The organism is Symbiopectobacterium sp. Eva_TO (genome assembly GCF_053848865.1).
Map to the genome: position 1 here is coordinate 2533059 of NZ_JBSPEY010000004.1, position 24133 is coordinate 2557191.

General features: G+C 52.0%; 20 protein-coding genes and 2 pseudogenes. 9 read left to right on the plus strand and 13 right to left on the minus strand.

What is annotated here, in order from left to right; genetic code table 11:
* Positions 1 to 66 precede the first annotated feature (66 nt).
* Positions 67 to 840 (minus strand): peroxide stress protein YaaA, encoded by a 774-nt coding sequence (gene yaaA / locus ACWWJF_RS15325; protein ID WP_455869921.1) that lies wholly within the window; start codon positions 838 to 840, stop codon positions 67 to 69.
* 183 nt (positions 841 to 1023) lie between these two features.
* Here yaaA and tal point away from each other — a divergent pair, with 183 nt between their 5' ends.
* Complete coding sequence (gene tal, locus ACWWJF_RS15330) at positions 1024 to 1977, plus strand: transaldolase (RefSeq protein WP_455869922.1); 954 nt, start codon at positions 1024 to 1026, stop codon at positions 1975 to 1977.
* Positions 1978 to 2180: 203 nt separating this feature from the next.
* Here tal and ACWWJF_RS15335 read toward each other — a convergent pair whose 3' ends face one another.
* Both ACWWJF_RS15335 and ACWWJF_RS15340 read right to left on the minus strand, forming a co-directional pair.
* Positions 2181 to 2378, minus strand: a complete 198-nt coding sequence (locus ACWWJF_RS15335; protein WP_455869923.1) for a diguanylate cyclase domain-containing protein — start codon at positions 2376 to 2378, stop codon at positions 2181 to 2183.
* 129 nt (positions 2379 to 2507) lie between these two features.
* Positions 2508 to 3416 carry a GGDEF domain-containing protein gene (locus tag ACWWJF_RS15340; protein ID WP_455869924.1) on the minus strand — a complete coding sequence of 303 codons (909 nt, stop codon included), beginning with the start codon at positions 3414 to 3416 and terminating at the stop codon, positions 2508 to 2510.
* A 190-nt stretch (positions 3417 to 3606) separates the two neighbouring features.
* Here ACWWJF_RS15340 and mog point away from each other — a divergent pair, with 190 nt between their 5' ends.
* Positions 3607 to 4194 carry a molybdopterin adenylyltransferase gene (gene mog, locus ACWWJF_RS15345; protein WP_455869925.1) on the plus strand — a complete coding sequence of 196 codons (588 nt, stop codon included), beginning with the start codon at positions 3607 to 3609 and terminating at the stop codon, positions 4192 to 4194.
* An 87-nt stretch (positions 4195 to 4281) separates the two neighbouring features.
* Here the strand turns inward: mog and ACWWJF_RS15350 are convergent.
* A protein-coding gene (locus tag ACWWJF_RS15350; protein ID WP_455869926.1) for an IS3 family transposase occupies positions 4282 to 5450 on the minus strand; the annotation gives its coding sequence in 2 pieces (ribosomal slippage) (positions 4282 to 5195 and positions 5195 to 5450; 1170 coding nt in all).
* 205 nt (positions 5451 to 5655) lie between these two features.
* Between ACWWJF_RS15350 and ACWWJF_RS15355 the strand changes: the two genes are divergently transcribed.
* The 3 genes from ACWWJF_RS15355 (at position 5656) to ACWWJF_RS15365 (ending at position 8817) form a co-directional block, all read left to right on the plus strand.
* Complete coding sequence (locus tag ACWWJF_RS15355) at positions 5656 to 6729, plus strand: PLP-dependent cysteine synthase family protein (RefSeq protein ID WP_455871114.1); 1074 nt, start codon at positions 5656 to 5658, stop codon at positions 6727 to 6729.
* Positions 6730 to 6824: 95 nt separating this feature from the next.
* The gene (gene queC, locus ACWWJF_RS15360; RefSeq protein WP_455869927.1) at positions 6825 to 7523 is read left to right on the plus strand and encodes a 7-cyano-7-deazaguanine synthase QueC; all 699 of its coding nucleotides are present in this window, start codon (positions 6825 to 6827) and stop codon (positions 7521 to 7523) included.
* 125 nt (positions 7524 to 7648) lie between these two features.
* Positions 7649 to 8817, plus strand: a protein-coding gene (locus ACWWJF_RS15365; RefSeq protein ID WP_455869928.1) for an IS3 family transposase whose coding sequence is annotated in 2 segments (ribosomal slippage) — positions 7649 to 7904 and positions 7904 to 8817 — 1170 coding nt in all. Because the reading frame shifts where the segments join, the coding sequence is not laid out codon by codon here.
* A gap of 8 nt (positions 8818 to 8825) precedes the next feature.
* On the opposite strand, the gene ACWWJF_RS15370 is transcribed toward ACWWJF_RS15365, so the two are convergent.
* The 9 genes from ACWWJF_RS15370 to bolA all read right to left on the minus strand — a co-directional run bounded on the left by ACWWJF_RS15370 (position 8826) and on the right by bolA (position 19503).
* Positions 8826 to 9254 carry an acyl-CoA thioesterase gene (locus ACWWJF_RS15370; protein WP_455869929.1) on the minus strand — a complete coding sequence of 143 codons (429 nt, stop codon included), beginning with the start codon at positions 9252 to 9254 and terminating at the stop codon, positions 8826 to 8828.
* Between the two features lie 139 nt (positions 9255 to 9393).
* Positions 9394 to 9717, minus strand: coding sequence for a ComEA family DNA-binding protein (locus ACWWJF_RS15375; RefSeq protein ID WP_455869930.1), 324 nt, complete (start codon positions 9715 to 9717; stop codon positions 9394 to 9396).
* A 154-nt stretch (positions 9718 to 9871) separates the two neighbouring features.
* Positions 9872 to 11758 carry a peptidylprolyl isomerase gene (gene ppiD, locus ACWWJF_RS15380; protein WP_455871115.1) on the minus strand — a complete coding sequence of 629 codons (1887 nt, stop codon included), beginning with the start codon at positions 11756 to 11758 and terminating at the stop codon, positions 9872 to 9874.
* Positions 11759 to 12048: 290 nt separating this feature from the next.
* A complete protein-coding gene (gene hupB / locus ACWWJF_RS15385; protein WP_195315237.1) occupies positions 12049 to 12321 on the minus strand; it encodes a nucleoid-associated protein HU-beta in 273 nt (90 codons plus the stop codon).
* A 196-nt stretch (positions 12322 to 12517) separates the two neighbouring features.
* Complete coding sequence (gene lon, locus ACWWJF_RS15390) at positions 12518 to 14905, minus strand: endopeptidase La (protein ID WP_455871116.1); 2388 nt, start codon at positions 14903 to 14905, stop codon at positions 12518 to 12520.
* A 213-nt stretch (positions 14906 to 15118) separates the two neighbouring features.
* Positions 15119 to 16393 (minus strand): ATP-dependent protease ATP-binding subunit ClpX, encoded by a 1275-nt coding sequence (gene clpX / locus ACWWJF_RS15395; protein WP_455871117.1) that lies wholly within the window; start codon positions 16391 to 16393, stop codon positions 15119 to 15121.
* Positions 16394 to 16506: 113 nt separating this feature from the next.
* Positions 16507 to 17130, minus strand: a complete 624-nt coding sequence (gene clpP, locus ACWWJF_RS15400; RefSeq protein ID WP_195315240.1) for an ATP-dependent Clp endopeptidase proteolytic subunit ClpP — start codon at positions 17128 to 17130, stop codon at positions 16507 to 16509.
* 469 nt (positions 17131 to 17599) lie between these two features.
* Complete coding sequence (tig, locus tag ACWWJF_RS15405) at positions 17600 to 18904, minus strand: trigger factor (protein WP_455869931.1); 1305 nt, start codon at positions 18902 to 18904, stop codon at positions 17600 to 17602.
* 287 nt (positions 18905 to 19191) lie between these two features.
* Positions 19192 to 19503, minus strand: a complete 312-nt coding sequence (bolA, locus tag ACWWJF_RS15410) for a transcriptional regulator BolA (RefSeq protein WP_455871118.1) — start codon at positions 19501 to 19503, stop codon at positions 19192 to 19194.
* A gap of 239 nt (positions 19504 to 19742) precedes the next feature.
* Here bolA and ACWWJF_RS15415 point away from each other — a divergent pair, with 239 nt between their 5' ends.
* The 4 genes and pseudogenes from ACWWJF_RS15415 to cyoA all read left to right on the plus strand — a co-directional run bounded on the left by ACWWJF_RS15415 (position 19743) and on the right by cyoA (position 24130).
* Complete coding sequence (locus ACWWJF_RS15415; RefSeq protein WP_222159884.1) at positions 19743 to 20321, plus strand: lipoprotein; 579 nt, start codon at positions 19743 to 19745, stop codon at positions 20319 to 20321.
* 54 nt (positions 20322 to 20375) lie between these two features.
* Positions 20376 to 21853 (plus strand): annotated as a pseudogene (gene ampG, locus ACWWJF_RS15420) (muropeptide MFS transporter AmpG).
* Between the two features lie 114 nt (positions 21854 to 21967).
* Positions 21968 to 22811: pseudogene (locus tag ACWWJF_RS15425) on the plus strand (IS5 family transposase).
* Positions 22812 to 23197: 386 nt separating this feature from the next.
* Positions 23198 to 24130 (plus strand): cytochrome o ubiquinol oxidase subunit II, encoded by a 933-nt coding sequence (gene cyoA / locus ACWWJF_RS15430; RefSeq protein ID WP_455871119.1) that lies wholly within the window; start codon positions 23198 to 23200, stop codon positions 24128 to 24130.
* Positions 24131 to 24133 lie beyond the last annotated feature (3 nt).

Below are 24133 nucleotides of genomic sequence, written 5' to 3' on the forward strand. Positions count from 1 at the left end.
TATAGCCGTCGATGTTATAACAGTCGATGCTCATCGTTCCCCGCGCCGTGCGGGGAACGGTAACCTTCACTGCGCGTGGCGCTTAAAGACAAGCTCGTTCTGGGTCGCGCCATATTCCGCAAAGAAGTAACCTTCCAGATTGAAATCTCGTAGCTGCTCAACCTGCGTCAGCCGGTTTTTGATAATAAAACGGCTCATCAAACCGCGCGCCTTTTTGGCGTAGAAGCTGATCACCTTGAACTTGCCGTTTTTCTCATCCAGAAACACCGGTTTTATCAGCGTAGCGTTGAGCTTTTTGACATTGACGGATTTGAAGTATTCATCTGACGCCAGATTGACGAGAATATCATCCCCCTGCGCCTGTAGTGCCTGATTGAGGTGCTGCGTGATGGTATCACCCCAGAAGTGATAAAGATCTTTGCCAGCCTTGTTCTCCAGCCGCGTGCCCATTTCCAGACGATAGGGTTGCATCAGATCCAGCGGACGTAGTACGCCATACAGCCCGGATAACATGCGCAGATGCTGCTGGGCAAAATCGAAATCCGCCTCGCTGAAATCTTCTGCGGCAAGCCCGGTATACACGTCGCCTTTGAAGGCCAACAGGGCCTGGCGTGCATTGTCGGGGGGGAAATGGGGCTGCCATTCGCTAAAACGTCCCGCGTTGAGATCCGCCAGTTTGTCACTGATGCCCATCAACGAGGCGATCTGTGCCGGTGTGAGCCGTTTACACTGGGCGATCAGTTCGCTGGCGTGGTCCAGCAACGCGGGTTGCGTGTAACGCTCGGTGGCTAACGGGCTGGTGTAATCCAGCGTTTTCGCTGGCGAAATGGTGATCAACATGGCATGGCTCCCCTGTTTTTGTTGCAAGTACTGTAGCAAAAAACACGGAAAAAAGGGGCGATGGCTGCAACAGGAAAAGGCTGTCTTGCGCGGGGGGCGGTGCGTGTTATTATCGAAACATAAGTAATTTATAAGTGCGAAACACAAGACGACGTTCATATACCCACAACGAGATATGCCAACATGACGGATAAACTGACTTCCTTACGCCAACTGACCACGGTCGTGGCTGATACCGGTGATATCGCCGCGATGAAGCTCTACAAACCGCAGGATGCTACCACCAACCCTTCCCTGATTCTGAACGCGGCGCAAATTCCTGAATACCGCTCTTTGATTGAAGACGCGGTGAAATGGGCGCGTGAGCAGAGCAGCAAACGGGAACAGCAGCTTGTCGATGCCACGGACAAACTGGCCGTCAATATTGGTCTGGAAATCCTGAAACTGATCCCTGGACGTATCTCCACGGAAGTGGATGCACGCCTCTCTTATGACACCGAAGCGAGCGTTGCCAAAGCTAAACATCTGATTAAGCTCTATAACTATGCGGGCATCAGTAACGATCGCATCCTGATTAAGTTGGCTTCAACCTGGCAGGGCATTCGTGCCGCCGAGCAGTTGGAAAAAGAAGGCATCAACTGTAACCTGACACTGCTGTTCTCTTTTGCGCAAGCGCGTGCCTGTGCGGAAGCCGGTGTCTTCCTGATTTCTCCGTTTGTGGGCCGTATTCTGGATTGGTACAAAGCCAACACGGATAAGAAAGAGTATGCGCCGCAGGAAGATCCGGGCGTTATCTCCGTTACTGAAATCTATGAGTACTACAAAGCGCACGGTTACGAGACCGTGGTGATGGGTGCCAGCTTCCGTAACAGCGGCGAAATTCTAGAGCTGGCAGGCTGCGATCGCCTGACCATTGCGCCAGCATTGCTGAAAGAATTGTCGGAATCCACCGGCGATGTGCCGCGCAAACTGGCTTATAGCGGTGAGATTAAAGCGCGTCCGGCGAAAATGACTGAAGCCGAGTTCTACTGGCAGCACAATCAGGACCCGATGGCCGTTGATAAACTGGCAGACGGTATCCGCAAGTTTGCTATCGATCAGGGCAAACTGGAAAAAATGATTGAAGGTCTGCTGTAATTAACGTAGAAGGCCGGGTTTTCTCCGGGGGAGCCTTTCCCCTTCGTCATCCTCGGCGAAAGCCGGGGATCTCTGGCAGAAGAAACCGTGTAATCTGTAGGAGATTCCTGCCTGCGTGGGAATGACGGTGAGCGTAGGTCAGTTTGGCAGTAACCTCAAAAGCCGGGTTTCCCCGGCCTTTTTGTTGTTACCGTTTGGTCTGGTTATAGCGCAACGCGGTTACGCTCACGTTTCGCCAGATAGAGTTTCTCATCGGCACGTTTCATCACCTGGGTAAGATCTTCCTGCGCGATGTGATATTCCACCAAACCGATACTCACGGAGAGCTTCATCTTCTGGCCCGAAGACGAGGCGCTGGTGGCGTTGCTCACAGCTACTCTAGCCCATATCGTTATACACATCTTTTGGCCATTTTTTGAACAGGATGCTCAGAACCCCGTGAATTAAGGCATTCAAGCCATCCCATTGGCTTTTTGAGGTTCAAAATGCCACTCTGAGATAAACCCGTAACTCATTGATTAAACAGTGCGTTAGAACGATGTGTATAACGATATGACTCTAGCCCGTTCAGCGACCCAGTAAGCGTCATCCAGCGCGATATTGGGTAGAACGATAGCGAATTCATCGCCGCCGTCGTGGCCCAAGGTATCGTTTACGTTTTTAAAGTGATCGATATCGATCAGGATGACGCAGGTGGGGCGCCGGGTCACATTGGCGATTTGCAGCACCTTGTTGGCCGCATGGTAAAAGGCATCGCGGCGCAGGTAGCCTGTCAAATCGTCGTAGCGGGCGGTGGTGGGCAACTCAATCAGGTATTTTTTTGCAAACAGCGAGAGCACGCTGCCCAGCATGGCAGCGAGTAACGCCATAAATGCGGCAATGAGCAGAAACGAGAACGATATTACGGTCTTATAGAATTTCGGTTCACTCAATACACCAGTTGTGCGTATGATAACGCCGTGCAGCTCGTCCAGCGGCGACATCAGCGGAAAAATGGTGGTGTAGGTTCCTTTGCCGGCATATTGTCCCATCGCGGGCAGCTTGTCTTTGCACAGGCGCAGGATGGTCATGTCATTGAAGGTCAAATCCAATTGTGACAGGTGGGTGATGCATTCCGACTGTGTGTCGCGCGTGTTGAAGCCCAACGTTCTGACGCGCACCTGGGTAAAATCGCCGGTCAAAAAACGAATGTCACTGTCTTTGACTTCGCCGCCGGTGTTATAGGATTGATAAATATTAATAATACTATCAAGGTTATGTCGCTGAGTATCCCATTCAGCCTGACGATCGTGATAGATGACGAACAGGGCGGCAGAAAAAACCACGGAACCAAAGAAGAAGAACGCAGATACCGGATGAGCGATGAGTTTGAGTAATTGATATTTCAGACCGGCCATGAACGTTTCCTTGGTACTCGCGCGTACAGCTGCCGCCAGCAATGCGCTAACATACTCAGTGTCGGCGCTAAGTGGCCGTGACTTTAAATATAAACGCAAACTTTTCCCTTTGGCGGCATAAAAACCCGCTTATTTCACATTATTGCTGATAACCTAGTGCCTTAAACGATGTGCTGCTCTCATGCATGAAAAAGATTGTTAAAATGAGATTTTAACTGACAGAGATGTTGTTATGAATGGATTGCGAATTGGCCTGTTATCCATCTCCGACCGCGCTTCAAGCGGCATATATCAGGATAAAGGCATCCCTGCATTACAGGAGTGGCTTGCTGCTGCGCTGACGACACCCTTTGACGTGGAATCCCGTCTGATTCCCGATGAGCAGCCGTTAATTGAACAGGCTTTGTGTGAGTTAGTCGATGAGCGTCAGTGCCATCTGGTGCTGACAACCGGAGGTACGGGACCGGCACGGCGGGATGTCACGCCGGATGCCACGCTGGCGGTGGCCGATCGAGAAATGCCGGGTTTCGGCGAACAGATGCGCCAGATCAGCTTGCGCTTTGTGCCTACGGCGATTTTATCGCGTCAGGTGGGGGTTATTCGTAAACAGGCATTAATCCTGAACCTGCCGGGTCAACCCAAATCCATCAAAGAGACGCTGGAAGGGCTGAAAGACGATGCGGGAAATGTGGTGGTGCCAGGGATTTTTGCCAGTGTACCGTATTGTATACAGTTGCTGGAAGGACCTTATGTCGAAACCGATCCGCAAGTGATAGCAGCATTTCGCCCCAAGAGTGCAATCCGCGACACAAAAAGCTAAAATTGGGCCATTTTAAACATAAGCTACAGTTTCTCTGGAGTGTAAAAATTTAGCCGTTATAATAATCTTAGCTTTACACTGTAGTGGTCAACTAATATTGGCCACCGCATTAGACTGTATGTAGAACAGTCGCTCAGATTCGTTTGGAGTTAAGCCGCCGTTATACCAGTGAGGCCGGATAGCGCTGTAATACCCCGTGATGTAGCGGATAATCGCGTCCTGGGCTTCGCTGAAGCTGTTGTAACCCTTTGTCGGCACCCATTCTGTCTTCAGGCTGCGGAAGAACCGCTCCATTGGCGCATTATCCCAGCAGTTACCCCGCCGACTCATACTCTGCTTTATCCGGCAGCGCCACAGGGCTTGCCGGTATTGACGGCTGGTATAGTGGCTGCCCTGGTCGCTGTGGAACATGACTCCTGTTGGTTGTCCCCGGAGTTCCCAGACCATCTGCAACGCTTTAACTGTCAGCGCCGAGTCCGGCGACGTCGACATGGCCCAGCCCACCGGTTTGCGGGCGAACAGCTCTAGCACCACCGCAAGGTAAGCCCAGCATTTGCCCGTCCAGATGTAGGTCACATCGCCGCACCAGACCTGATCCGGCGCGGTAACCGCGAACTGGCGGTTGAGATAGTTCGGTATTTCAACGTGTTCATTGCCGCCGCGTTTGTATTTGTGAGCCGGTCGCTGGCAGCTGGCGATACCCAGCTCCTTCATCAGCTTGCCAGCCAGCCAGCGCCCCATTTTGACACCGGAGCTGCCGGTGACGATGGTCGCGATACTTCGAGCGCCGGCAGAGCCGCCGCTGGCGTTCCAGGCTTCCATGACGCGGCTACACTTAACCACGCGCTCACCGTCGGGTTCATTAGCGGAAGCCTGCCAGTGCCTGTAGCTGCTGCGATGTACCTCAAAAGTTTGGCACAACGCCGTGACCGGGTATCGCGCCCTCAGCCTGTCGACTACCGTGAACCGTTGAGTGAGTCCGACATTAAGAGCGCCGTAGCCTTTTTTAGGATTTCGTTCTCCATTTCAAGGCATTGGACTTTTTTCTTCATCTCACGCAGCTCGAGCTGTTCAGGGGTAAGAGGAAGTCCCGTTGGCGTTTTTCCCTGTCGTTCAAGGCGAAGCTTATTGACCCAGCGACTAATGGCAGAATGGCTGACATTAACCGCCTCTGCGGCCTTAACGTATGTGTAGCCGTGGTCGACAACCAGCTTTGCGGCTTCGAGCTTAAATTCCGCCGTAAAATGTTTACCCATGAGGTCACCTGTCGTGTTGATGAGGTGAGCATATCACCTCCGCTCAGGTGGCCAGTATCAGTGTGCCACTACACCCCCAATAAAGAAATTAAAAAGAAAAAAACACCCTTTCAACCATCAATTGAAGTTAAAAAAACAATCCTTTTTTCCGCAAAACCAGATAGGCTATCCCTATAAATGCAAAACAGGTAAAGAGAGCAATATCATGACAACGGCATGGGTGAAACAGGCCATTAGCGCGATAGAAGCGGATTTTCAGCGTTCAGCCGATACCCATCTGATTAGCCTGACGTTACCGCACTATCCTGGGATTTACTTCTATCTCAAAGATGAAAGCACGCACCCAAGCGGCAGCCTGAAACATCGTCTGGCACGATCGCTGTTTCTTTATGGCTTGTGCAACGGCTGGATTAAGGAAGGCACCCCCATTATTGAAGCGTCTTCCGGCAGCACCGCCATCTCGGAAGCCTATTTTGCTCGTCTGTTAGGCCTGCCTTTTATTGCCGTTATGCCCAGTTGTACAGCCAAGCGCAAAGTGGAACAGATTGCCTTCTACGGTGGACACTGCCACTTCGTTGAGCAATCCAGCCAGATCTATGCGGCATCGGAACAACTGGCTCGTGAACTGAACGGACACTATATGGATCAGTTTACCTACGCCGAACGCGCTACCGATTGGCGCGGCAATAACAATATTGCTGACAGTATTTTCCGCCAGATGGCGCGTGAACCCTATCCGGTTCCCGATTACATAGTGATGAGTGCGGGTACTGGCGGCACTTCTGCCACTTTAGGTCGCTATATTCGCTATCAGGGTATCGACTCACAGTTGATGGTGGTCGATCCGCAGAACTCGGTGTTTTTTGATTACTATCATCAACGCGACCGCACCCTGACGGGACACTGTGGCAGTAAAATTGAGGGAATTGGTCGCCCACGCGCAGAACCCTCTTTTATTCCTGATGTGATCGACAGCATGATGCAGGTACCGGATGCAGCCAGCATTGCCACACTGTATTGGCTGGAGAGTATTCTGGGACGCAAGGTCGGCGCATCCACTGGCACTAACGTCTGGGGCATGTTGCAACTGGCTAATCAGATGCGTACTCAGGGTAAACAAGGGGCGATTGTCACCTTGCTGTGTGACAGCGGGGAGCGCTATCTGGATACCTATTACAATGCCGAATGGGTAGCGCAAAACATCGGCGATATCAGCCCTTATCTGGCGCAACTCAACGCGGGGCAATCACAGAATCAACGAGAGCTGATTTTGGCCTGATACCGAGTTAACGCTGAAAACGACGCATTTTTGCTATAGCATGTACCTCTTATGTCACACTGGGCATATCGCCCTTGAGCATCAAAGGTAGAGCAATGACAAAACGCGCGGTTGTCGTTTTCAGCGGCGGACAGGATTCCACCACCTGTCTGATTCAGGCACTCAGCCTGTATGATGAAGTGCACTGTGTCACATTCGACTACGGTCAACGCCATCGGGCGGAAATCGATATTGCGCGCGCGCTTGCAAACCAATTGGGTGCCAAAGCACACAAAGTGCTGGATGTCGGTTTACTCAATGAATTGGCTGTCAGTAGCCTGACGCGCGACAATATTGCCGTACCCGATTACGACGCCTCTGCGTCCGGTATTCCGAGCACGTTCGTGCCCGGACGCAATATTCTGTTTCTTACGCTGGCAGCCATTTATGCCTATCAAGTCGGCGTTGAAGCGGCGATCACTGGCGTCTGTGAGACCGACTTTTCGGGCTACCCAGACTGCCGCGATGAGTTTGTCAAAGCCCTGAATCACGCTATCGTTCTCGGCATCGCCCGTGATATTCAGTTTATTACACCGCTCATGTGGCTCAACAAGGCGGAAACCTGGGCGTTAGCTGACCATTACCACCATCTTGATACGGTACGCAGCCAAACGCTGACCTGCTACAACGGGATTCAGGGCGACGGTTGCGGCCACTGCGCCGCATGTCATTTGCGTGCAAATGGCTTAACGCAGTATCAGCAGGATCGGGTCGGAGTGATGGCATCAATGAAACGTAAAACCGGTTTGCAATAAGGTCAACCGAATAGCGGGGTGAGCGGGCTCACCTCTCCCCCGGCATTCACTATGTAGTGGCACACTGATACTGGCCACCTGAGCGGAGGTGATATGCTCACCTCATCAACACGACAGGTGACCTCATGGGTAAACATTTTACGGCGGAATTTAAGCTCGAAGCCGCAAAGCTGGTTGTCAACCACGGCTACACATACGTTAAGGCCGCAGAGGCGGTTAATGTCAGCCATTCTGCCATTAGTCGCTGGGTCAATAAGCTTCGCCTTGAACGACAGGGAAAAACGCCAACGGGACTTCCTCTTACCCCTGAACAGCTCGAGCTGCGTGAGATGAAGAAAAAAGTCCAATGCCTTGAAATGGAGAACGAAATTCTAAAAAAGGCTACGGCGCTCTTAATGTCGGACTCACTCAACGGTTCACGGTAGTCGACAGGCTGAGGGCGCGATACCCGGTCACGGCGTTGTGCCAAACTTTTGAGGTACATCGCAGCAGCTACAGGCACTGGCAGGCTTCCGCTAATGAACCCGACGGTGAGCGCGTGGTTAAGTGTAGCCGCGTCATGGAAGCCTGGAACGCCAGCGGCGGCTCTGCCGGCGCTCGAAGTATCGCGACCATCGTCACCGGCAGCTCCGGTGTCAAAATGGGGCGCTGGCTGGCTGGCAAGCTGATGAAGGAGCTGGGTATCGCCAGCTGCCAGCGACCGGCTCACAAATACAAACGCGGCGGCAATGAACTCGTTGAAATACCGAACTATCTCAACCGCCAGTTCGCGGTTACCGCGCCGGATCAGGTCTGGTGCGGCGATGTGACCTACATCTGGACGGGCAAATGCTGGGCTTACCTTGCGGTGGTGCTAGATCTGTTCGCCCGCAAACCGGTGGGCTGGGCCATGTCGACGTCGCCGGACTCGGCGCTGACAGTTAAAGCGTTGCAGATGGCCTGGGAACTCCGGGGACAACCAACAGGAGTCATGTTCCACAGCGACCAGGGCAGCCACTATACCAGCCGTCAATACCGGCAAGCCCTGTGGCGCAGCCGGATAAAGCAGAGTATGAGTCGGCGGGGTAACTGCTGGGATAATGCGCCAATGGAGCGGTTCTTCCGCAGCCTGAAGACAGAATGGGTGCCGACAAAGGGTTACAACAGCTTCAGCGAAGCCCAGGACGCGATTATCCGCTACATCACGGGGTATTACAGCGCTATCCGGCCTCACTGGTATAACGGCGGCTTAACTCCAAACGAATCTGAGCGACTGTTCTACATACAGTCTAATGCGGTGGCCAATATTAGTTGACCACTACACTAGGCTAGCGGTGAATCATCGTATGATGGTGGCTGCATAAACGCCTGCAAATGCAACAACAGCTCACCCTCCAGCGGCAATGCCTTTTGCGTCGTCAGATCGATACATACAAAGGTTAAGGTAGCATCGGCCACCGCAGCCTCATCCGTAGTACGCACCATCTTTTGGCTAATCACCCCACTTTTGGCATTCAGGTGCAACAACGCACTTTCGATACGTAACACGTCCCCTAATACCGCCGGGGTACGATAATTGATGTTGATATTGACCACTATAAACGCAATGCCGTGCTGTTGCATCCACTGGAAAGCGGGCAAATTCTCCAGCCATTGCCAACGCACCTCCTCCATAAACTCCAGATAGCGCGCGTTATTAACATGCTGATAGACATCGATATGAAAGCCACGAACGGTAATGAAGGCATGCACCACGTAATGACTCCTAAACAGATTAACGCCACAAACTGGTTGGACCTGATACTAAGATTAGCAGAAAATAACGGCAGTGAATAACCTCACTGCCGCGCAGGTATCGCCCCAGAGAGCTGGATTAGAACGCATCGGACGCTTACAGTGCGAGGCGTGCTCGATTATTATCAATCAGCGTCGGCCCGATGCCAGGCACCTCCTGCAACTGTGCTATGTCGGTAAAAGGACCATTCTCATCGCGATATTGAACTATCGCCTCCGCTCTGCGCGCGCCTATCCCTTGTAGCTGGGTCAATTGTTGTACGGTAGCCGTATTGATATTCACCGTTTCCTGTGCCGAATCCGTTGCCTGTGACGGCGGCGATGAGGCACCACCGTTTGTTACCACCTCTCCCGTTTGCGCCAGCATCCCTGCGGTGAAAGTGGATAAGCCCAGGGCCAGACACAAACACAGCGCAGACATTCCTTTCCTTTTCATACGGTATCTCCCTATTGATTAATTGGCAGGTATAGGGTGCCGAAATAAGGGAGATCGTACAAACCACAGTGTTGAAATGTGGAAAAGGCCGCGAAAGCGGCCTTTTGTTATTACAGCGGATTACAAATTAATGCATAGCTTATTGAGGTTGCTGCTCCTGAGCGGTGGCACCTAATTTGATGGTCGCTTCGGTGCGCAAGCTGGAAACCAAAGTATCAAACAGCGTTGTTACCGCACTCTGCTCAACCTGGCTGGTAAACTGTGCTTTCTGCTCATCAGTGATGGCGTGTGGTTTCACGCCATCCAGCGCAACCAGCACCACATTGCCCGCCTGATCGCGCGTAACACCGTAGCTTACTTTGTCCTGTTGCGGCACAGGCAGGGCAAACACGCTTTCTGCCAATACATTGCCCTGAGAAACCGAGGAGAGCGTCTCTGGCGCGCCAAAGCTGAGGTTGGCCGCTTTCAGCGAGTCATCTTTACCTTGTTTCAGGTCAACCAGGATTTTTTCAGCCTGTAGGTTAGCCTGCTGCTGCGCTTTCTGCACTTTCAGCACCTGTACAATCTCGTCACGCACCTGATCCAGAGGGCGCGGCGTTTCTGCACGGTGATCGGTGATACGCAGCACGATCGCACGATCGCCATCGACGCCGATCACATCGGAGTTGCTGCCCAGTGCACCGTTATCGCCTAACAGGGTACCGCCGAAAATAGCCTGCGTCACCTGCGGGAAGTTCAGTTCAGCAGGCACTTGATCGTGACTAAACCAAGCCGTCTCAGTGGCTTTTTGACCCGCCACCTCTTCGGCTGATGCTAACGACTCATTGTCGTTGCTTGCCGCTTCGCTGATTTTACGTTGCAGGGCAAAGAATTCATCCAGCGCTTTTTCACGTTTTGCTCTGACAGCGATGTCATCACGCACCGCGCTCAACGGTTTAACCTGCGCGGCCTGAATGTCATCCAGACGTACAATCAGATAACCCACAGAGGATTTTACCGGCTCGGAGAGTTGGCCTTTTTCGGTCAGATTTGCCTGCTTCAATTCATCGACCGTGGCATTGGCATCCATCCAGCCCAGATCGCCACCGTTACGGCGCGATACCACATCCTGCGATTTTTCTTTTGCCAGCGCGGCAAAATCGGCACCGTTTTTCAGTTCATCCAACACGGTACGGGCGTCCGCCTCGGTTTTGAGCTGAATCACGCTAAAGCGCTTGCGCTCAGGTTGAGTAAACTCTTGCTTATTCTTCTCGTAAAACGCCGCGATATCAGCATCAGTGATTTTCACACTGTTCATAACGCGTGCGGCATCCAGCAGCAGATAACTGACTTTGAAGGCTTCCGGGTCGATAAAACGGCCTTTGTTGCTGTCGTAATAGCCCTTGACCTCTTCATCCGTCACGTTCAGCGTTTTGGCAATCGCCGCCACGTCAATCGTTGCCGTTCTCACCACACGATCCTGAGCGGCCTGCGCCACCAGACTGTCGATCTCTTTTGGCAGCGAGAATTGCGTCGCGCCCAGCCCCTGAATCAGTTGCTGTGTGACCAGTTGCTTACGCAGCAACTCCGCATAGCGATCCGGTGTCAGGCCCAAACGACGTACCTGATCCAGGTACTTTTCGTTATCGAACTGGTTGTTAGTCTGGAACGCGGGAACAGCGAATATGGCATGTTTGATCTGTGCATCGCTGATGTTAAGCCCAAGCTTACGGGCGTATTGGTCAATCAGCGCCTCATCGATCAGCTGCGAGAGCACCTGCTGACGCATCTGCTGCATATAGCCGTCATTGCCTGCCAGCACGGAAAAGTTTTCTCCCAACTGTTCCTGCATGCGGCTACGCTCGTTTTGCACCGCTTGTTCAAACTGCGCGCGACCTATTTCCTGCCCGTTGACTTTGGCGGCGTAATCTTTAGAGCCGCCGATAAGGTAATAACCCACGCCCGTCAATACGAAGGAGGCGACGATCAAGCCCAGAATAATTTTCAGCACGACGTTATTAGCGGCCGCGCGTAAATTGTCCATCATAATGTGACAACACTCCGCTGTAGTATGAATAACACGCCCTGCGTTGGCTAAAACCACGCTTCCCTGCGCGTCTGGCAAACCGTAAGCCAGAACATGAACTGCCAGAGAGGGAAGCGGTAAAGACGTTACGCCGCAACGCGAGGCCCCGCAGGGTGATGGGCAGTGTTCGCCCGTCATAAAAAAGGCACATCATAAAATGATGCGCCCCTTATCTTACCTTACCGACACCGTGGCGTCAGGTAATGTTTGGTAATGTACTCGGATTACAGCACAAACCTGTGACGAGATAATCAGTTAACGGCGTCTTTCAGCGATTTACCGGCACGGAAGCCCGGTACTTTTGCTGCTGGAATGCTGATTTCCTTGCCCGTTTGCGGATTGCGCCCAGTGCGAGCTGCACGCTCACGCACGGAGAACGTTCCAAATCCTACCAGTGCAACGTCATCCCCTGCTTTCAGAGAATCGGTAACAGAACCAATAATTGCATCTAACACACGCCCTGCTGCCGCTTTGGAAATATCAGCATCTGCGGCAATTTTGTCGATCAATTGTGACTTGTTCACTCTCTCATCCCCTCTGAAATCCTGTTGTCACGCTGAATATCCCAAAACGCGACACGTAGCTTTTTTCAATCCTGTCAAACCTTAGCACAGCGTACTGGCTAAGACTAACAGTGTCATAACTTAGCGGTACAAAAAAACGCTGGCAAGCGCCATTTCTGCTGCCAGCGTGATTTTTCTCAAGGTTTTTTGCGATAGGTCACTCTTTCACGGCCTTAGCGGGCACCGCTTTCGCCTTGGCAGGCTCCGGCTGCATACCGTCTGGCGGGTTTTGTAACGCTAACGCAAGCACTTCCTCGATACGTTTGACCGGGTGAATCTCCAGGTCCGCAATCACATTCGCCGGAATCTCTTCCAAATCGCGTTTGTTTTCGTCAGGAATCAATACCGTCTTAATGCCACCGCGATGGGCTGCCAACAGTTTCTCTTTCAAGCCCCCGATCGGCAATACTAAGCCCCGCAGCGTGATTTCCCCGGTCATCGCGACATCGGCACGCACCGGGTTACCCGTCAGGCAGGAAACCAGCGCAGTACACATGGCGATCCCGGCGCTTGGGCCATCTTTGGGCGTTGCCCCTTCCGGCACATGCACGTGGATATCACGTTTTTCATGGAAATCGGCATTGATACCCAGTCGTTCAGCACGAGCACGCACCACGGTGAGCGCCGCCTGGATAGACTCCTGCATCACTTCCCCGAGTGAACCGGTGTAGGTCAATTTTCCCTTGCCCGGCACGCACGCGGTTTCAATGGTCAGCAAATCACCGCCAACTTCCGTCCAGGCCAACCCAGTGACCTGCCCAACGCGGTTTTCTTCATCCGCGCGGCCGTAGTCAAAGCGCTGAACGCCAAGGAAATCTTTAAGGTTATCGCCCGTAATCTCAATATGCTTAACGGTTTTATCCATCAGCAGCGTTTTTACCGCTTTACGGCACAATTTGGAGATTTCACGCTCCAGACTGCGCACGCCAGCTTCACGCGTGTAGTAACGGATGATCCCGGAGATAGCACTGTCATCAACGGTCAACTCACCTTTCTTCAGTGCATTGCGCTCAATCTGCTTCGGCAGCAAATGGCGCTTGGCAATATTGAGCTTCTCATCCTCGGTGTAGCCAGACAGGCGAATCACTTCCATACGGTCCAGCAACGGCGCAGGAATGTTCATCGAGTTAGAGGTCGCAACAAACATCACATCGGACAGATCGTAATCCATTTCCAGATAGTGGTCGTTGAAGGTGACGTTCTGCTCGGGATCCAATACCTCAAGCAGTGCCGACGCCGGATCGCCACGCATGTCAGAGGACATCTTGTCGATCTCATCCAACAGTAACAGCGGGTTTTTTACCCCAACCTTGGCCATCTTCTGGATCAGTTTGCCCGGCAGTGAGCCGATGTAAGTACGACGGTGACCGCGAATTTCCGCTTCATCACGTACGCCGCCGAGCGCCATACGCACGTACTCACGCCCCGTTGCCTTGGAAATGGACTGCCCCAGTGAGGTTTTCCCCACCCCCGGCGGCCCGACCAGGCACAGAATCGGCCCTTTGATTTTGCTGACACGACTTTGTACCGCGAGATATTCAAGAATACGCTCTTTGACGCGATCCAGACCGTAGTGGTCGGTATCCAGGGTTTCCTGCGCTTTGACCAGGTCTTTTTTCACCTTGCTGCGCGCATTCCACGGCACCTGAACCATCCAGTCGATGTAGCTGCGCACCACTGTCGCCTCAGCGGACATCGGTGACATCATCTTCAGTTTTTGCAGTTCTGCTTCGGCTTTTTCCCGCGCTTCTTTCGGCATCTTGGCCGCTTCAATCTTGCGTTTCAGCGCTTCATGTTCATCCGGAGCGTCATCCATCTCACCGAGCTCTTTCTGAATCGCTTTCATCTGCTCGTTGAGGTAGTACTCGCGCTGGCTTTTCTCCATCTGCTTTTTCACGCGACTGCGAATACGTTTTTCCACCTGCAACAGGTCGATTTCCGATTCCATCATCGCCATCAGATATTCGAGGAGTTCCGTAATATCAGACATTTCCAGCACGGACTGTTTATCAGCCAGTTTCAGCGGCATGTGAGCGGCAATGGTATCCGCCAGACGTGCTGCATCTTCAATGCTGTTCAGTGAGGTCAACACTTCCGGCGGTATTTTCTTGTTCAGTTTGATGTATCCCTCGAACTGATTGACCGCCGTGCGCATCAGGACTTCCTGCTCACGCTCTTCAATCGCTGGTGACGAGAGATATTCCGCCTGGGCAGCAAAATGTTCACCACCGTCAGACAGCGTGGTGATACGCGCACGCTGCAACCCTTCGACCAGCACTTTAACCGTGCCGTCCGGCAGTTTCAGCATTTGCAGAATGGAGGCGACCGTTCCTACCGAGAAAAGATCGTTAATACTGGGTTCATCCGTTGAAGCCTCTTTTTGTGCCACCAACATGATCTTTTTATCGTGATCCATCGCGGCTTCAAGGCAACGAATCGATTTCTCCCGGCCAACAAACAACGGAATGACCATGTGCGGATAAACCACCACATCGCGCAACGGCAATACGGGGATTTCAATGCGTTCGGAACGCTCAGGGTTCATAGAGCTCTCTCTTAGTTTCGTTTCCGCCAGGTTAAAGGAATCTCGTGAAACGCGGATGTCACGGGTTTTGCCAACAAGTATTGGAGTATATGGGGATAAATATTCGACATTCAACGACCAGAACATGCGAAAAAAAGTGGGAGATAAAATCTCCCATTTCAGACTGGTGACAACGACCCTTTAGGTACGTTTGTCAGGTGTGCAATTGACGATTTATTCGCCAGAAGCTTGCTGCGCTTCAGGTTTGCCGTAGATCAGCATGGGCTCAGATTGACCGGCAATCACCGACTCATCAATCACCACCTTATCGACGCTCTCCATGGAGGGCAGGTCGTACATGGTGTCCAACAGCGCCGCTTCCACGATGGAGCGCAAACCGCGTGCACCAGTTTTGCGCGCCATGGCTTTCTTGGCAATCGCTGTCAACGCTTCTTCACGGAATTCCAGCTCAACCCCTTCAAGATTGAACAGCGCCTGATACTGTTTGGTCAGCGCGTTTTTCGGTTCACGCAGGATCTGGATCAGCGCATCTTCGCTCAGTTCTCTCAGCGTCGCAACCACCGGTAAACGGCCAATAAATTCAGGGATCAGACCGAACTTGATCAAATCGCCCGGTTCTACCTGGCCCAGCAATTCGCCTTCGGTAGCCTTTTGTGCCGCACCCTTCACCGTTGCGGCAAAACCAATACCGTGACCAGTATCGACACGTTGCTCGATCACTTTATCCAGACCGGCAAATGCCCCACCGCAGATGAACAGGATCTTGGAGGTATCAACCTGCAAAAACTCCTGTTGCGGGTGTTTGCGCCCACCTTGCGGCGGTACCGCAGCGATGGTGCCTTCAATCAGCTTCAGCAGAGCCTGCTGCACCCCTTCGCCCGACACGTCTCGGGTGATGGAGGGGTTATCGGACTTACGTGAAATCTTGTCAATTTCGTCGATGTACACAATGCCGCGCTGGGATTTCTGTACGTCGTAATCGCATTTTTGCAGCAGCTTATGGATGATGTTTTCTACATCTTCACCCACGTAACCCGCTTCGGTCAGCGTGGTGGCATCCGCCATGGTGAAAGGCACATCCAGGAAACGGGCCAGCGTTTCAGCCAACAGGGTTTTACCGCTTCCTGTCGGGCCAATCAGCAGAATGTTACTCTTGCCCAGTTCGATGCCGTTGCAGCTGTCGCCATTACGTAAGCGCTTGTAGTGATTGTAAACCGCAACCGCCAGAACCTTTTTCGCCTGCTCCTGACCAATCACATAATCATCCAGGTGACGGCAAATTTCATGGGGCGTGGGTAACGCACTGCGTTCACGATGCGGAGTCACTTCCTTGATCTCTTCGCGAATGATGTCATTGCACAGATCGACACATTCATCGCAGATATACACTGACGGCCCGGCAATCAGCTTACGGACATCATGCTGGCTTTTGCCGCAGAAAGAACAGTACAGCAACTTCCCTGAACCGTCTTTGCGCTTATCTGTCATCAGTAAACCTCTTCTTTTATCTCTTGCCCGCAGGCCCAACAGCGATATCACTTCAACCTGAATCACGCGCAAGCGCGCATTCGTGAACCACAGGTACGCTATGGCCGGCGACGTTATTCGCGGTGTGTCATCACGGCGTCAACCAATCCATACTCTACTGCTTCATGGGCAGAGAGGAAACGGTCACGCTCAGTGTCACTCTCTATCACTTCGAGAGGTTTGCCCGTATGTTCAGCCATCAGCTCATTCATACGTTGCTTCACTTTCAGTATTTCACGCGCATGGATTTCGATATCCGTTGCCTGCCCCTGGAATCCTCCCAGCGGCTGGTGAATCATCACGCGCGAATTCGGCAGGCAGAAACGCTTGCCCTTGGCACCGGCAGTGAGCAGGAAAGCCCCCATAGAGCAGGCTTGTCCCATACAGATGGTGCTGACATCCGGTTTAATGAATTTCATGGTGTCGTAAATCGACATCCCTGCGGTAATCACACCACCCGGAGAGTTGATGTACAGATAAATATCTTTTTCCGGGTTTTCAGCTTCCAGGAAAAGCATCTGAGCAACGATCAGGTTGGCCATGTGATCTTCCACCTGACCCGTCAGGAAGATGATGCGTTCTTTAAGCAGTCGGGAAAAAATATCGTAAGAACGTTCCCCGCGCGAAGTCTGTTCTACCACCATCGGCACCAAAGCCATTTGGGGTGCTAATTTTTCTTGTTCGCCACTGTATAACATTCACCTCTCCTCGATAAAATGCTTTTGGTGCCATGTATCAGATTCTACTTGAGATAACGACGGTTGACTATCACGGTCACCCCGACGTCCCCCTTAAGAACGACACCGACTCGCCAAAATCCATGGCCACGCGCCTCTGTTTCTTCTAGTTGGGGCATTGCGCGCTATTTCAAGCTTATACTATCCTTTATTTTAGATTAAAGGGTTATAATGCCCACCGCGTTTACAATGCTTTGCATAGCAAACCGCGTTTTGCATAGAAAATAATATGTCGCACGCCCAAGAAATAATACGGATTTTATCACTCGCGAAACGTTTCAATGCCACACCCACACAGTTTTATCATAGTGCAATCTGGCACATCCGTGGCGATAGCTCTTTTCAAACGTAAATCAGTGATAACAAAAAGCCCACGCCAGAGGCGCGGGCTTTTTTTGGCAAAGATAACCGACCGAAGCCAGACAGCGAATTACGCCGTAGCAGGCTGGTTCATCAGATCGTTGAAGCTGACGGCTTTCTCGACCACTTTCGCCTTAGACAACACCACTTCAACCGCTTGCTCTTCCAGAGCAACGTTGCGCATGTTGTTCATCAGCTCTTTGTTTTTGCTGTAGTAAGCAACCACTTCCTGCGGATCTTCGTAGGCAGAAGCCATCTCTTCGATCAGCGCATTAACGCGATCATCGTCCGCTTTCAGTTCGTTGGTGCTGATCACTTCGCCCAGCAGCAGACCCACGACAACGCGACGTTTAGCTTGCTCTTCAAACAGTTCACGCGGCAGTTCAGCCGCTTGCTTGGCGTTGCCACCAAAGCGTTGTGCCGCTTGTTGACGCAGAACGTCAATTTCGCCGTCGATCAGCGCAGCAGGAACGTCGATATCATTGGCTTTCACCAGACCGTCGATCACCTGAGACTTGATACGGTTACGCACTGCGCCTTTCAGCTCACGCTCCATGTTTTTACGCACTTCAGCGCGCAGACCTTCAACAGAACCATCCGCCACGCCGAAACGTGCGATGAATTCTGCGGTCAGTTCAGGCAGTTCACGCTCTTCCACTTTCTTCAGGACGATAGCGAACTGCGCTGCTTTCCCTTTCAGGTTTTCAGCGTAGTAGTCTTCTGGGAAGGTCACGTCGATAGTGAACTCTTCACCGACTTTGCGACCCACCAGACCTTCTTCAAAGCCTGGGATCATGCGGCCCTGGCCCATAGCCAGAACGAAATCAGACGCTTTACCGCCATCAAACACTTCGCCGTCGATAGTGCCAGTAAAGTCCACGGTTACGCGATCTTCTGCACCAGCGGCAGCATCGGTACCTTTCCAGGTGGCTTGTTGCTTGCGCAGCGTTTCCAGCATGGCATCAACGTCAGCATCAACCACATCAACCAGCGGTTTTTCAACTTCGATGGTGTCCAGGCCTTTCAGCTCTACTTCCGGATAGACTTCAAACTCTACCGCGTAGGTGAAATCGGCATTCAGCTTGTATTCGCCCGGCACATAGTTCGGTGCACCAACGGGATTGATTTTTTCTTTAATGATGGCGTCAACGAAATGACGCTGCATCAGATCGCCCAACACGTCTTGACGCACGGAAGCGCCATAACGCTGAGCGATAACGTTCATCGGCACTTTGCCTTTACGAAAACCGTCAACGCGCGCTTTTTTAGCAACGTTAACCAGCTCTTTTTTTACCGCTTCTTCAATGCTATCAGCAGTGACGGTAATTGTTACGCGGCGACCAAGGCCTTGGGTGGTTTCAACTGAAACTTGCATCTTGTTACCTCAAAAAATCACAGTGCTCGGTCAGCTCCAAAACCATATACGCATGGGTGTCGGTTTGGACATAACCCCCACAGAACCGGGACAGCAACAGCTGGTATCTGAACCCTGTTCCTTGTCGTCAGAAGCGTCCCGATGACATTTCCGGAAAATAAGACGCGGCATTATAGCGGCATAGAGGGAGTGAGTCGAGAAAAGCGCGCAGACTATTATGACAAGATAAGCGCGCTTTGATGTCGGTCACCTCTTATGCGTCTCTTTTTATGCGGCGTTGGCATCTATCAGGCGTCAATGCCAGCACCGCCACAGGCAGGTGATTTCGGGGCCAGGCCCTGCGCATCGGACCACTCTTGCGGCGTGTAAGTATGCAGCGCCAGCGCGTGCAGGCCATTTTCCAATTCAGTCGCTAGCGTGGCATAAACCGCGCGATGACGGCCAATGGTGCGCTGTCCGGTAAAGGTTTCACTCACCAATACCACCTTAAAATGGCTTTGCGAACCGGCAGGCACGCGATGTTGATGGCTTTCATTGATCACATCCAGATGCGTGGGGGCAAAAGCTGCGCGCAATTTCGCCTCAATGGTGGCATGCATGACGTCGTCCTTTGTTACTTGTTGATCTTGCCAGACAGTATATTCCACTGGCAGCAAAATGAGGTGAACACACTATCTGTCAATCCGGCGATCGCGATATCTCACCGCATCGCGCCGAAAAAATGGCCATTTCCAGAGTATTTCCCCTGAATTCGTCCTTTCACCCGCTGCCGGCAATGGTATGATAACGGTAATTTTTTACCAGCGAACCACCCTAATCATTACTGAGAAAATACACAATGTTAAAAAAACTGTTTTTTCCCGTATTGGCCGTGCTGATGCTCGCCGGATGCGCCAATCAAAGCAATACGCTTGATGTCTCTCCTAAAATTAACGTGCCAGCGCAAGACCCAACCCTGATGGGCGTCACTGTCAGCATCAACGGGGCCGATCAGCGTGCCGATCAGGCATTAGCCAAAATCAACCGCGACGGACAACTAATCGTGCTGACTCCTTCACGCGACCTGCGTTTCCTGTTGCAAGAAGCGCTGGAAAAACAGATGTCTGCACGCGGTTACATGATCGGAACCGGTGGCCCGGTTGCGCTGCAAATCGTGGTAAACCAACTGTATGCTGACGTTTCAGAAGGCAACCTGCGTCATAATATCACCGCACGCGCGGATATTTCGATCATCTCTCAGGCGGCCAACGGCAACAAGCAGGTCAAAAATTACCGCTCAACCTATAACGTTCAGGGCGCGTTGACCGCGACCAACGAAAAAATCACCAACGCTGTCAATACGGTATTGGGCGATGTCATCAATGACATGGCACAAGACACCACTGTCAGCAGCTTCATTAAGGCTAACGCCCGATAATTCCCACGCTGTTTTCCTCTATCCTGTTCTGTGGGATAGAGGAAAGGATCTACCATGCTACATCACTTTTTTACCCTTTTTCGTCAGCCGTATTCGCTGTCGCTGCTGCTACTGGGTTTTGCGTCCGGGCTGGCGCTGACCTCTGGTACGTTGCAGGCATGGATGACGGTCGCTAACGTCGATTTGAAAACCATCGGTTTCTTCTCCCTGGTGGGACAAGCCTATGTTTTCAAGTTTATGTGGGCACCGATGATGGACCGTTACACCCCGCCCTTCCTCGGCCGTCGCCGTGGCTGGCTACTGGTCAGTCAGGTGCTGCTGATCGGATTGATTGCCTCAATGGCGCTGCTGGAACCTGGTAAGCATCTGTGGTGGTTAGCCGCGATTGCGGTTTTGGTGGCATTTTGTTCCGCCTCGCAGGATATCGTGTTTGACGCCTACAAAACGGACCTGTTACCCGCCGATCAGCGCGGCTCGGGCGCTGCCATTTCCGTATTGGGTTACCGTCTGGCCATGCTGGTTTCGGGTGGATTGGCGCTGTGGCTGGCCGATAGTTATCTCGGTTGACACGCCACCTATGTGCTGATGGCGCTGCTGCTCTTGCCGGGCATCATTGCCACCTTGCGCGCGCCTGAACCAGTGTTGGATGCTCCGGCACCACGCACCCTTGAACAGGCAATGTTTGCCCCACTGCGCGACTTCTTTTCGCGCAATAACGCCTGGCTGATTTTATTGCTGATCGTGCTGTATAAGTTGGGTGACGCCTTTGCGATGAGCCTGAGTACCCCGTTCCTGATTCGCGGCGTAGGTTTCAATGCGGGCGACGTCGGACTGGTCAATAAAACGTTGGGGTTACTCGCCACCATTATTGGTGCCTTGTACGTCGGGTTGTTAATGCAACGTATGACCTTGTTCCGTGCGTTGCTGCTATTCGGCATCTTGCAGGTCATCTCTAACGCAGGCTACTGGCTGCTGGCGATCACTACCAAACATCTGGTCAGCATGGCAGGGGTTATCTTTCTGGAAAACCTGTGCGGCGGGATGGGCACAGCGGCGTTCGTGGCGTTACTGATGACCTTATGCAACACGTCGTTTTCCGCTACCCAGTTTGCGCTGCTTTCCGCACTCTCTGCCGTGGGGCGCGTCTACGTTGGCCCGATCGCAGGCTGGTTTGTAGAGACCCATGGTTGGGCCTGGTTCTATTTATTTACCATTGCGATCTCGGTGCCGGGATTAGCCCTGCTATTAGTATGCAGGCAAACCCTGGAGTACACCCAGCGTACCGGCACATTTATGGTACGTATGACCTATCCCCGCTATTACCGCTCCGCGCTGCGTTTACTGGCCGCCGGGTGTGCGCTGTTATTCATCTGGCTAACCTTGACCATCGCCCACGCGTTGGGTGCCAATGCAGTTGAAAAAATCGATGATAACCTTCTGATGCCAGGGGTATTTTTGTGATTTCGGGGGCGCTTTTAGGTTGCGTGCTCGACTATTTATCGCTGCGTAATTCACCGTCATCTGAAGCCTGAAAATAGCGATAAACCTGCGTGGTTATCACCGCATCGTATTATTTTTTTTCACTAGGCTGTGTCCCTTAATCCCATGAGTTATACTAACTGTTTGTTTCTACATCATTTTTAACTATGGCTCGCTACGACCTTCCCGATGAAGCATGGGCTATCATCCAGCCCTTACTCCCTGCTGAACCAGCAACACCACAGGCCGGACGCCCATGGGCTGAGCATCGCATGATTATCAATGGCATGTTCTGGGTGCTGTGCCTGGTGCCCCATGGCGTGATTTACCTGAGCGATACGGCCCATGGAAAACCGTTTATAACCGCTTTAACCGATGGTCAAAATCGGGAGTCATTAACATTATTTTCAATAAGTTACTTTCATCACTTGATGCCCATGGCCTCCTGGACTGGTCAACGACTGCGCTGGATGGTAGCAATATCAGGGCGCTGAAATGTGCTGCCGGCGCTCAAAAAAACATCCCGATATCACCGGAGATAATGGGCTGGGTCGCTCTCGAGGTGGTTTTGGCACCAAAATCCATATGGCTACAGACGGAAGTGGTCTTCCGTTAAACATCGTGTTGAGCCCCGGTCAGGCTCATGAAAGTCAGTTTGCACTACGTCTTTTGGACGGTATTGGTGTTCAACGCCAGAACGGCAGTATGAAACGCCGTGGTCATGCGGTACTCGCTGACAAGGCGTACTCCGGGCATGTATTACGTAACGAGCTGAAAAACAGAGGTATAAAAACAGTCATCCCCCGAAAATCCACTGAAAAAATGGCGGTGGATGGTCGTTCAAAGCTCGATCGTGACGCCTACCGCAATCGGAACGTTGTTGAGCGGTGCTTTGGCCGTCTGAAAGAATACCGTCGCATTGCGACACGTTACGACAAAACGGCGAGGAATTATCTGGCAATGTTGAAACTGGGCTGCATCCGCCTGTTTTACCAGAGGTTATGTAATTAAGGGACACAGCCTAGTCTGCTATCAGCCAACGTTATTTTTTTACGTTGGCTCACTTTTTTCTGGCTATTTAATTGTTGGGAAAATGTGTGAGAGGCAATCATGTTGGTTCGATGGAAAATTCCTCTTCAGGCGGGTTGTAATTTTTTTATCCATCCATACCTCTCTACGGGATAAATTTTAATTCACTGTTTTTAATAAATTTTTCCTAACGACAAGGTAATTGTGACATTCAGGGCAAAAATCAGCAACAAAGCGCTGACATAACCTTAATCATGTTTACAGTGCAGTGACCTTACCGTAAAATGCCCGCTCGCATGAAATGACAATAGAGCCCTTGTTATTGAGGTCGCTAGATGAGACTCAGGAAATACAATAAAATTTTTGGGATGTTGTCTTTATTCGCTGCCGCAGCACTACTGAGCGGTTGTGATATGGCATTGATGAATCCCAAAGGACAGGTCGGGTTGGAGCAACGGTCGTTGATTCTGACGGCACTCGGGTTGATGTTGATCGTGGTTATTCCGGTAATCGTGATGACCATCGCTTTTGCCTGGAAGTTTCGCGCTTCCAACACCAAAGCGAAATACACCCCGAACTGGTCACACTCCAACAAGATTGAAGCGGTGGTATGGACAGTTCCCATCATCATCATTCTTATTCTGGGTACCATTACCTGGAAAACCACCCATTCACTGGATCCGTATAAGCCGTTGGTCTCCGAGGCCAAGCCGATTACCGTCGAAGTGATTTCACTCGACTGGAAATGGCTGTTTGTTTACCCGGAATTAGGTATCGCCACGGTCAACGAGTTAGCGTTCCCAACCAATGTGCCGGTGAATTTCAAAATCACCTCCGATACCGTAATGAACTCTTTCTTCATTCCGCGTCTGGGTGGGCAGATTTACGCGATGGCGGGCATGCAAACCAAACTGCATCTTATCGCCAACGAGCCGGGTAAATATGGCGGTATTTCTGGTGGTTACAGCGGGAAAGGCTTCTCCGGCATGAAATTTACTGCCATTGCCACGCCAAGCCAGCAGGAATTCGACCAGTGGGTTGCCACCGTACGTGCCTCCAACAAAACGCTGAACAGCACGGAGGAATTCAATGCTCTGGCCAAACCCAGCGAATTCCACCCGATAGAGTACTTCTCCAGCGTGCAACCTGAGCTGTTTGAAAACCTGATTCGCAAATTCACGCAAAGCGGCGGTGCGCCTGCGCATCACCACGCTGAAGGCGAAACGCAGCAAGGTGGCATGCAACATGGTGACAATATGAACATGAGCGAGCACGCCTCGCACCAAGGCGCCGAGGGATAAGAC

Excerpts from the sequence above, each read along its gene's own strand:
- ACWWJF_RS15415 (WP_222159884.1), top strand. The coding sequence starts at position 19,743 with ATGTTAAAAAAACTGTTTTTTCCCGTATTGGCCGTGCTGATGCTCGCC.
- tal (WP_455869922.1), top strand. The coding sequence starts at position 1,024 with ATGACGGATAAACTGACTTCCTTACGCCAACTGACCACGGTCGTGGCT.
- lon (WP_455871116.1), bottom strand. The coding sequence starts at position 14,905 with ATGAACCCTGAGCGTTCCGAACGCATTGAAATCCCCGTATTGCCGTTG.
- ACWWJF_RS15355 (WP_455871114.1), top strand. The coding sequence starts at position 5,656 with ATGACAACGGCATGGGTGAAACAGGCCATTAGCGCGATAGAAGCGGAT.
- queC (WP_455869927.1), top strand. The coding sequence starts at position 6,825 with ATGACAAAACGCGCGGTTGTCGTTTTCAGCGGCGGACAGGATTCCACC.
- cyoA (WP_455871119.1), top strand. The coding sequence starts at position 23,198 with ATGTTGTCTTTATTCGCTGCCGCAGCACTACTGAGCGGTTGTGATATG.
- mog (WP_455869925.1), top strand. The coding sequence starts at position 3,607 with ATGAATGGATTGCGAATTGGCCTGTTATCCATCTCCGACCGCGCTTCA.
- ACWWJF_RS15335 (WP_455869923.1), bottom strand. The coding sequence starts at position 2,378 with ATGTGTATAACGATATGGGCTAGAGTAGCTGTGAGCAACGCCACCAGC.
- ppiD (WP_455871115.1), bottom strand. The coding sequence starts at position 11,758 with ATGATGGACAATTTACGCGCGGCCGCTAATAACGTCGTGCTGAAAATT.
- clpP (WP_195315240.1), bottom strand. The coding sequence starts at position 17,130 with ATGTTATACAGTGGCGAACAAGAAAAATTAGCACCCCAAATGGCTTTG.
- bolA (WP_455871118.1), bottom strand. The coding sequence starts at position 19,503 with ATGCATGCCACCATTGAGGCGAAATTGCGCGCAGCTTTTGCCCCCACG.
- tig (WP_455869931.1), bottom strand. The coding sequence starts at position 18,904 with ATGCAAGTTTCAGTTGAAACCACCCAAGGCCTTGGTCGCCGCGTAACA.
- ACWWJF_RS15375 (WP_455869930.1), bottom strand. The coding sequence starts at position 9,717 with ATGTCTGCGCTGTGTTTGTGTCTGGCCCTGGGCTTATCCACTTTCACC.
- yaaA (WP_455869921.1), bottom strand. The coding sequence starts at position 840 with ATGTTGATCACCATTTCGCCAGCGAAAACGCTGGATTACACCAGCCCG.
- clpX (WP_455871117.1), bottom strand. The coding sequence starts at position 16,393 with ATGACAGATAAGCGCAAAGACGGTTCAGGGAAGTTGCTGTACTGTTCT.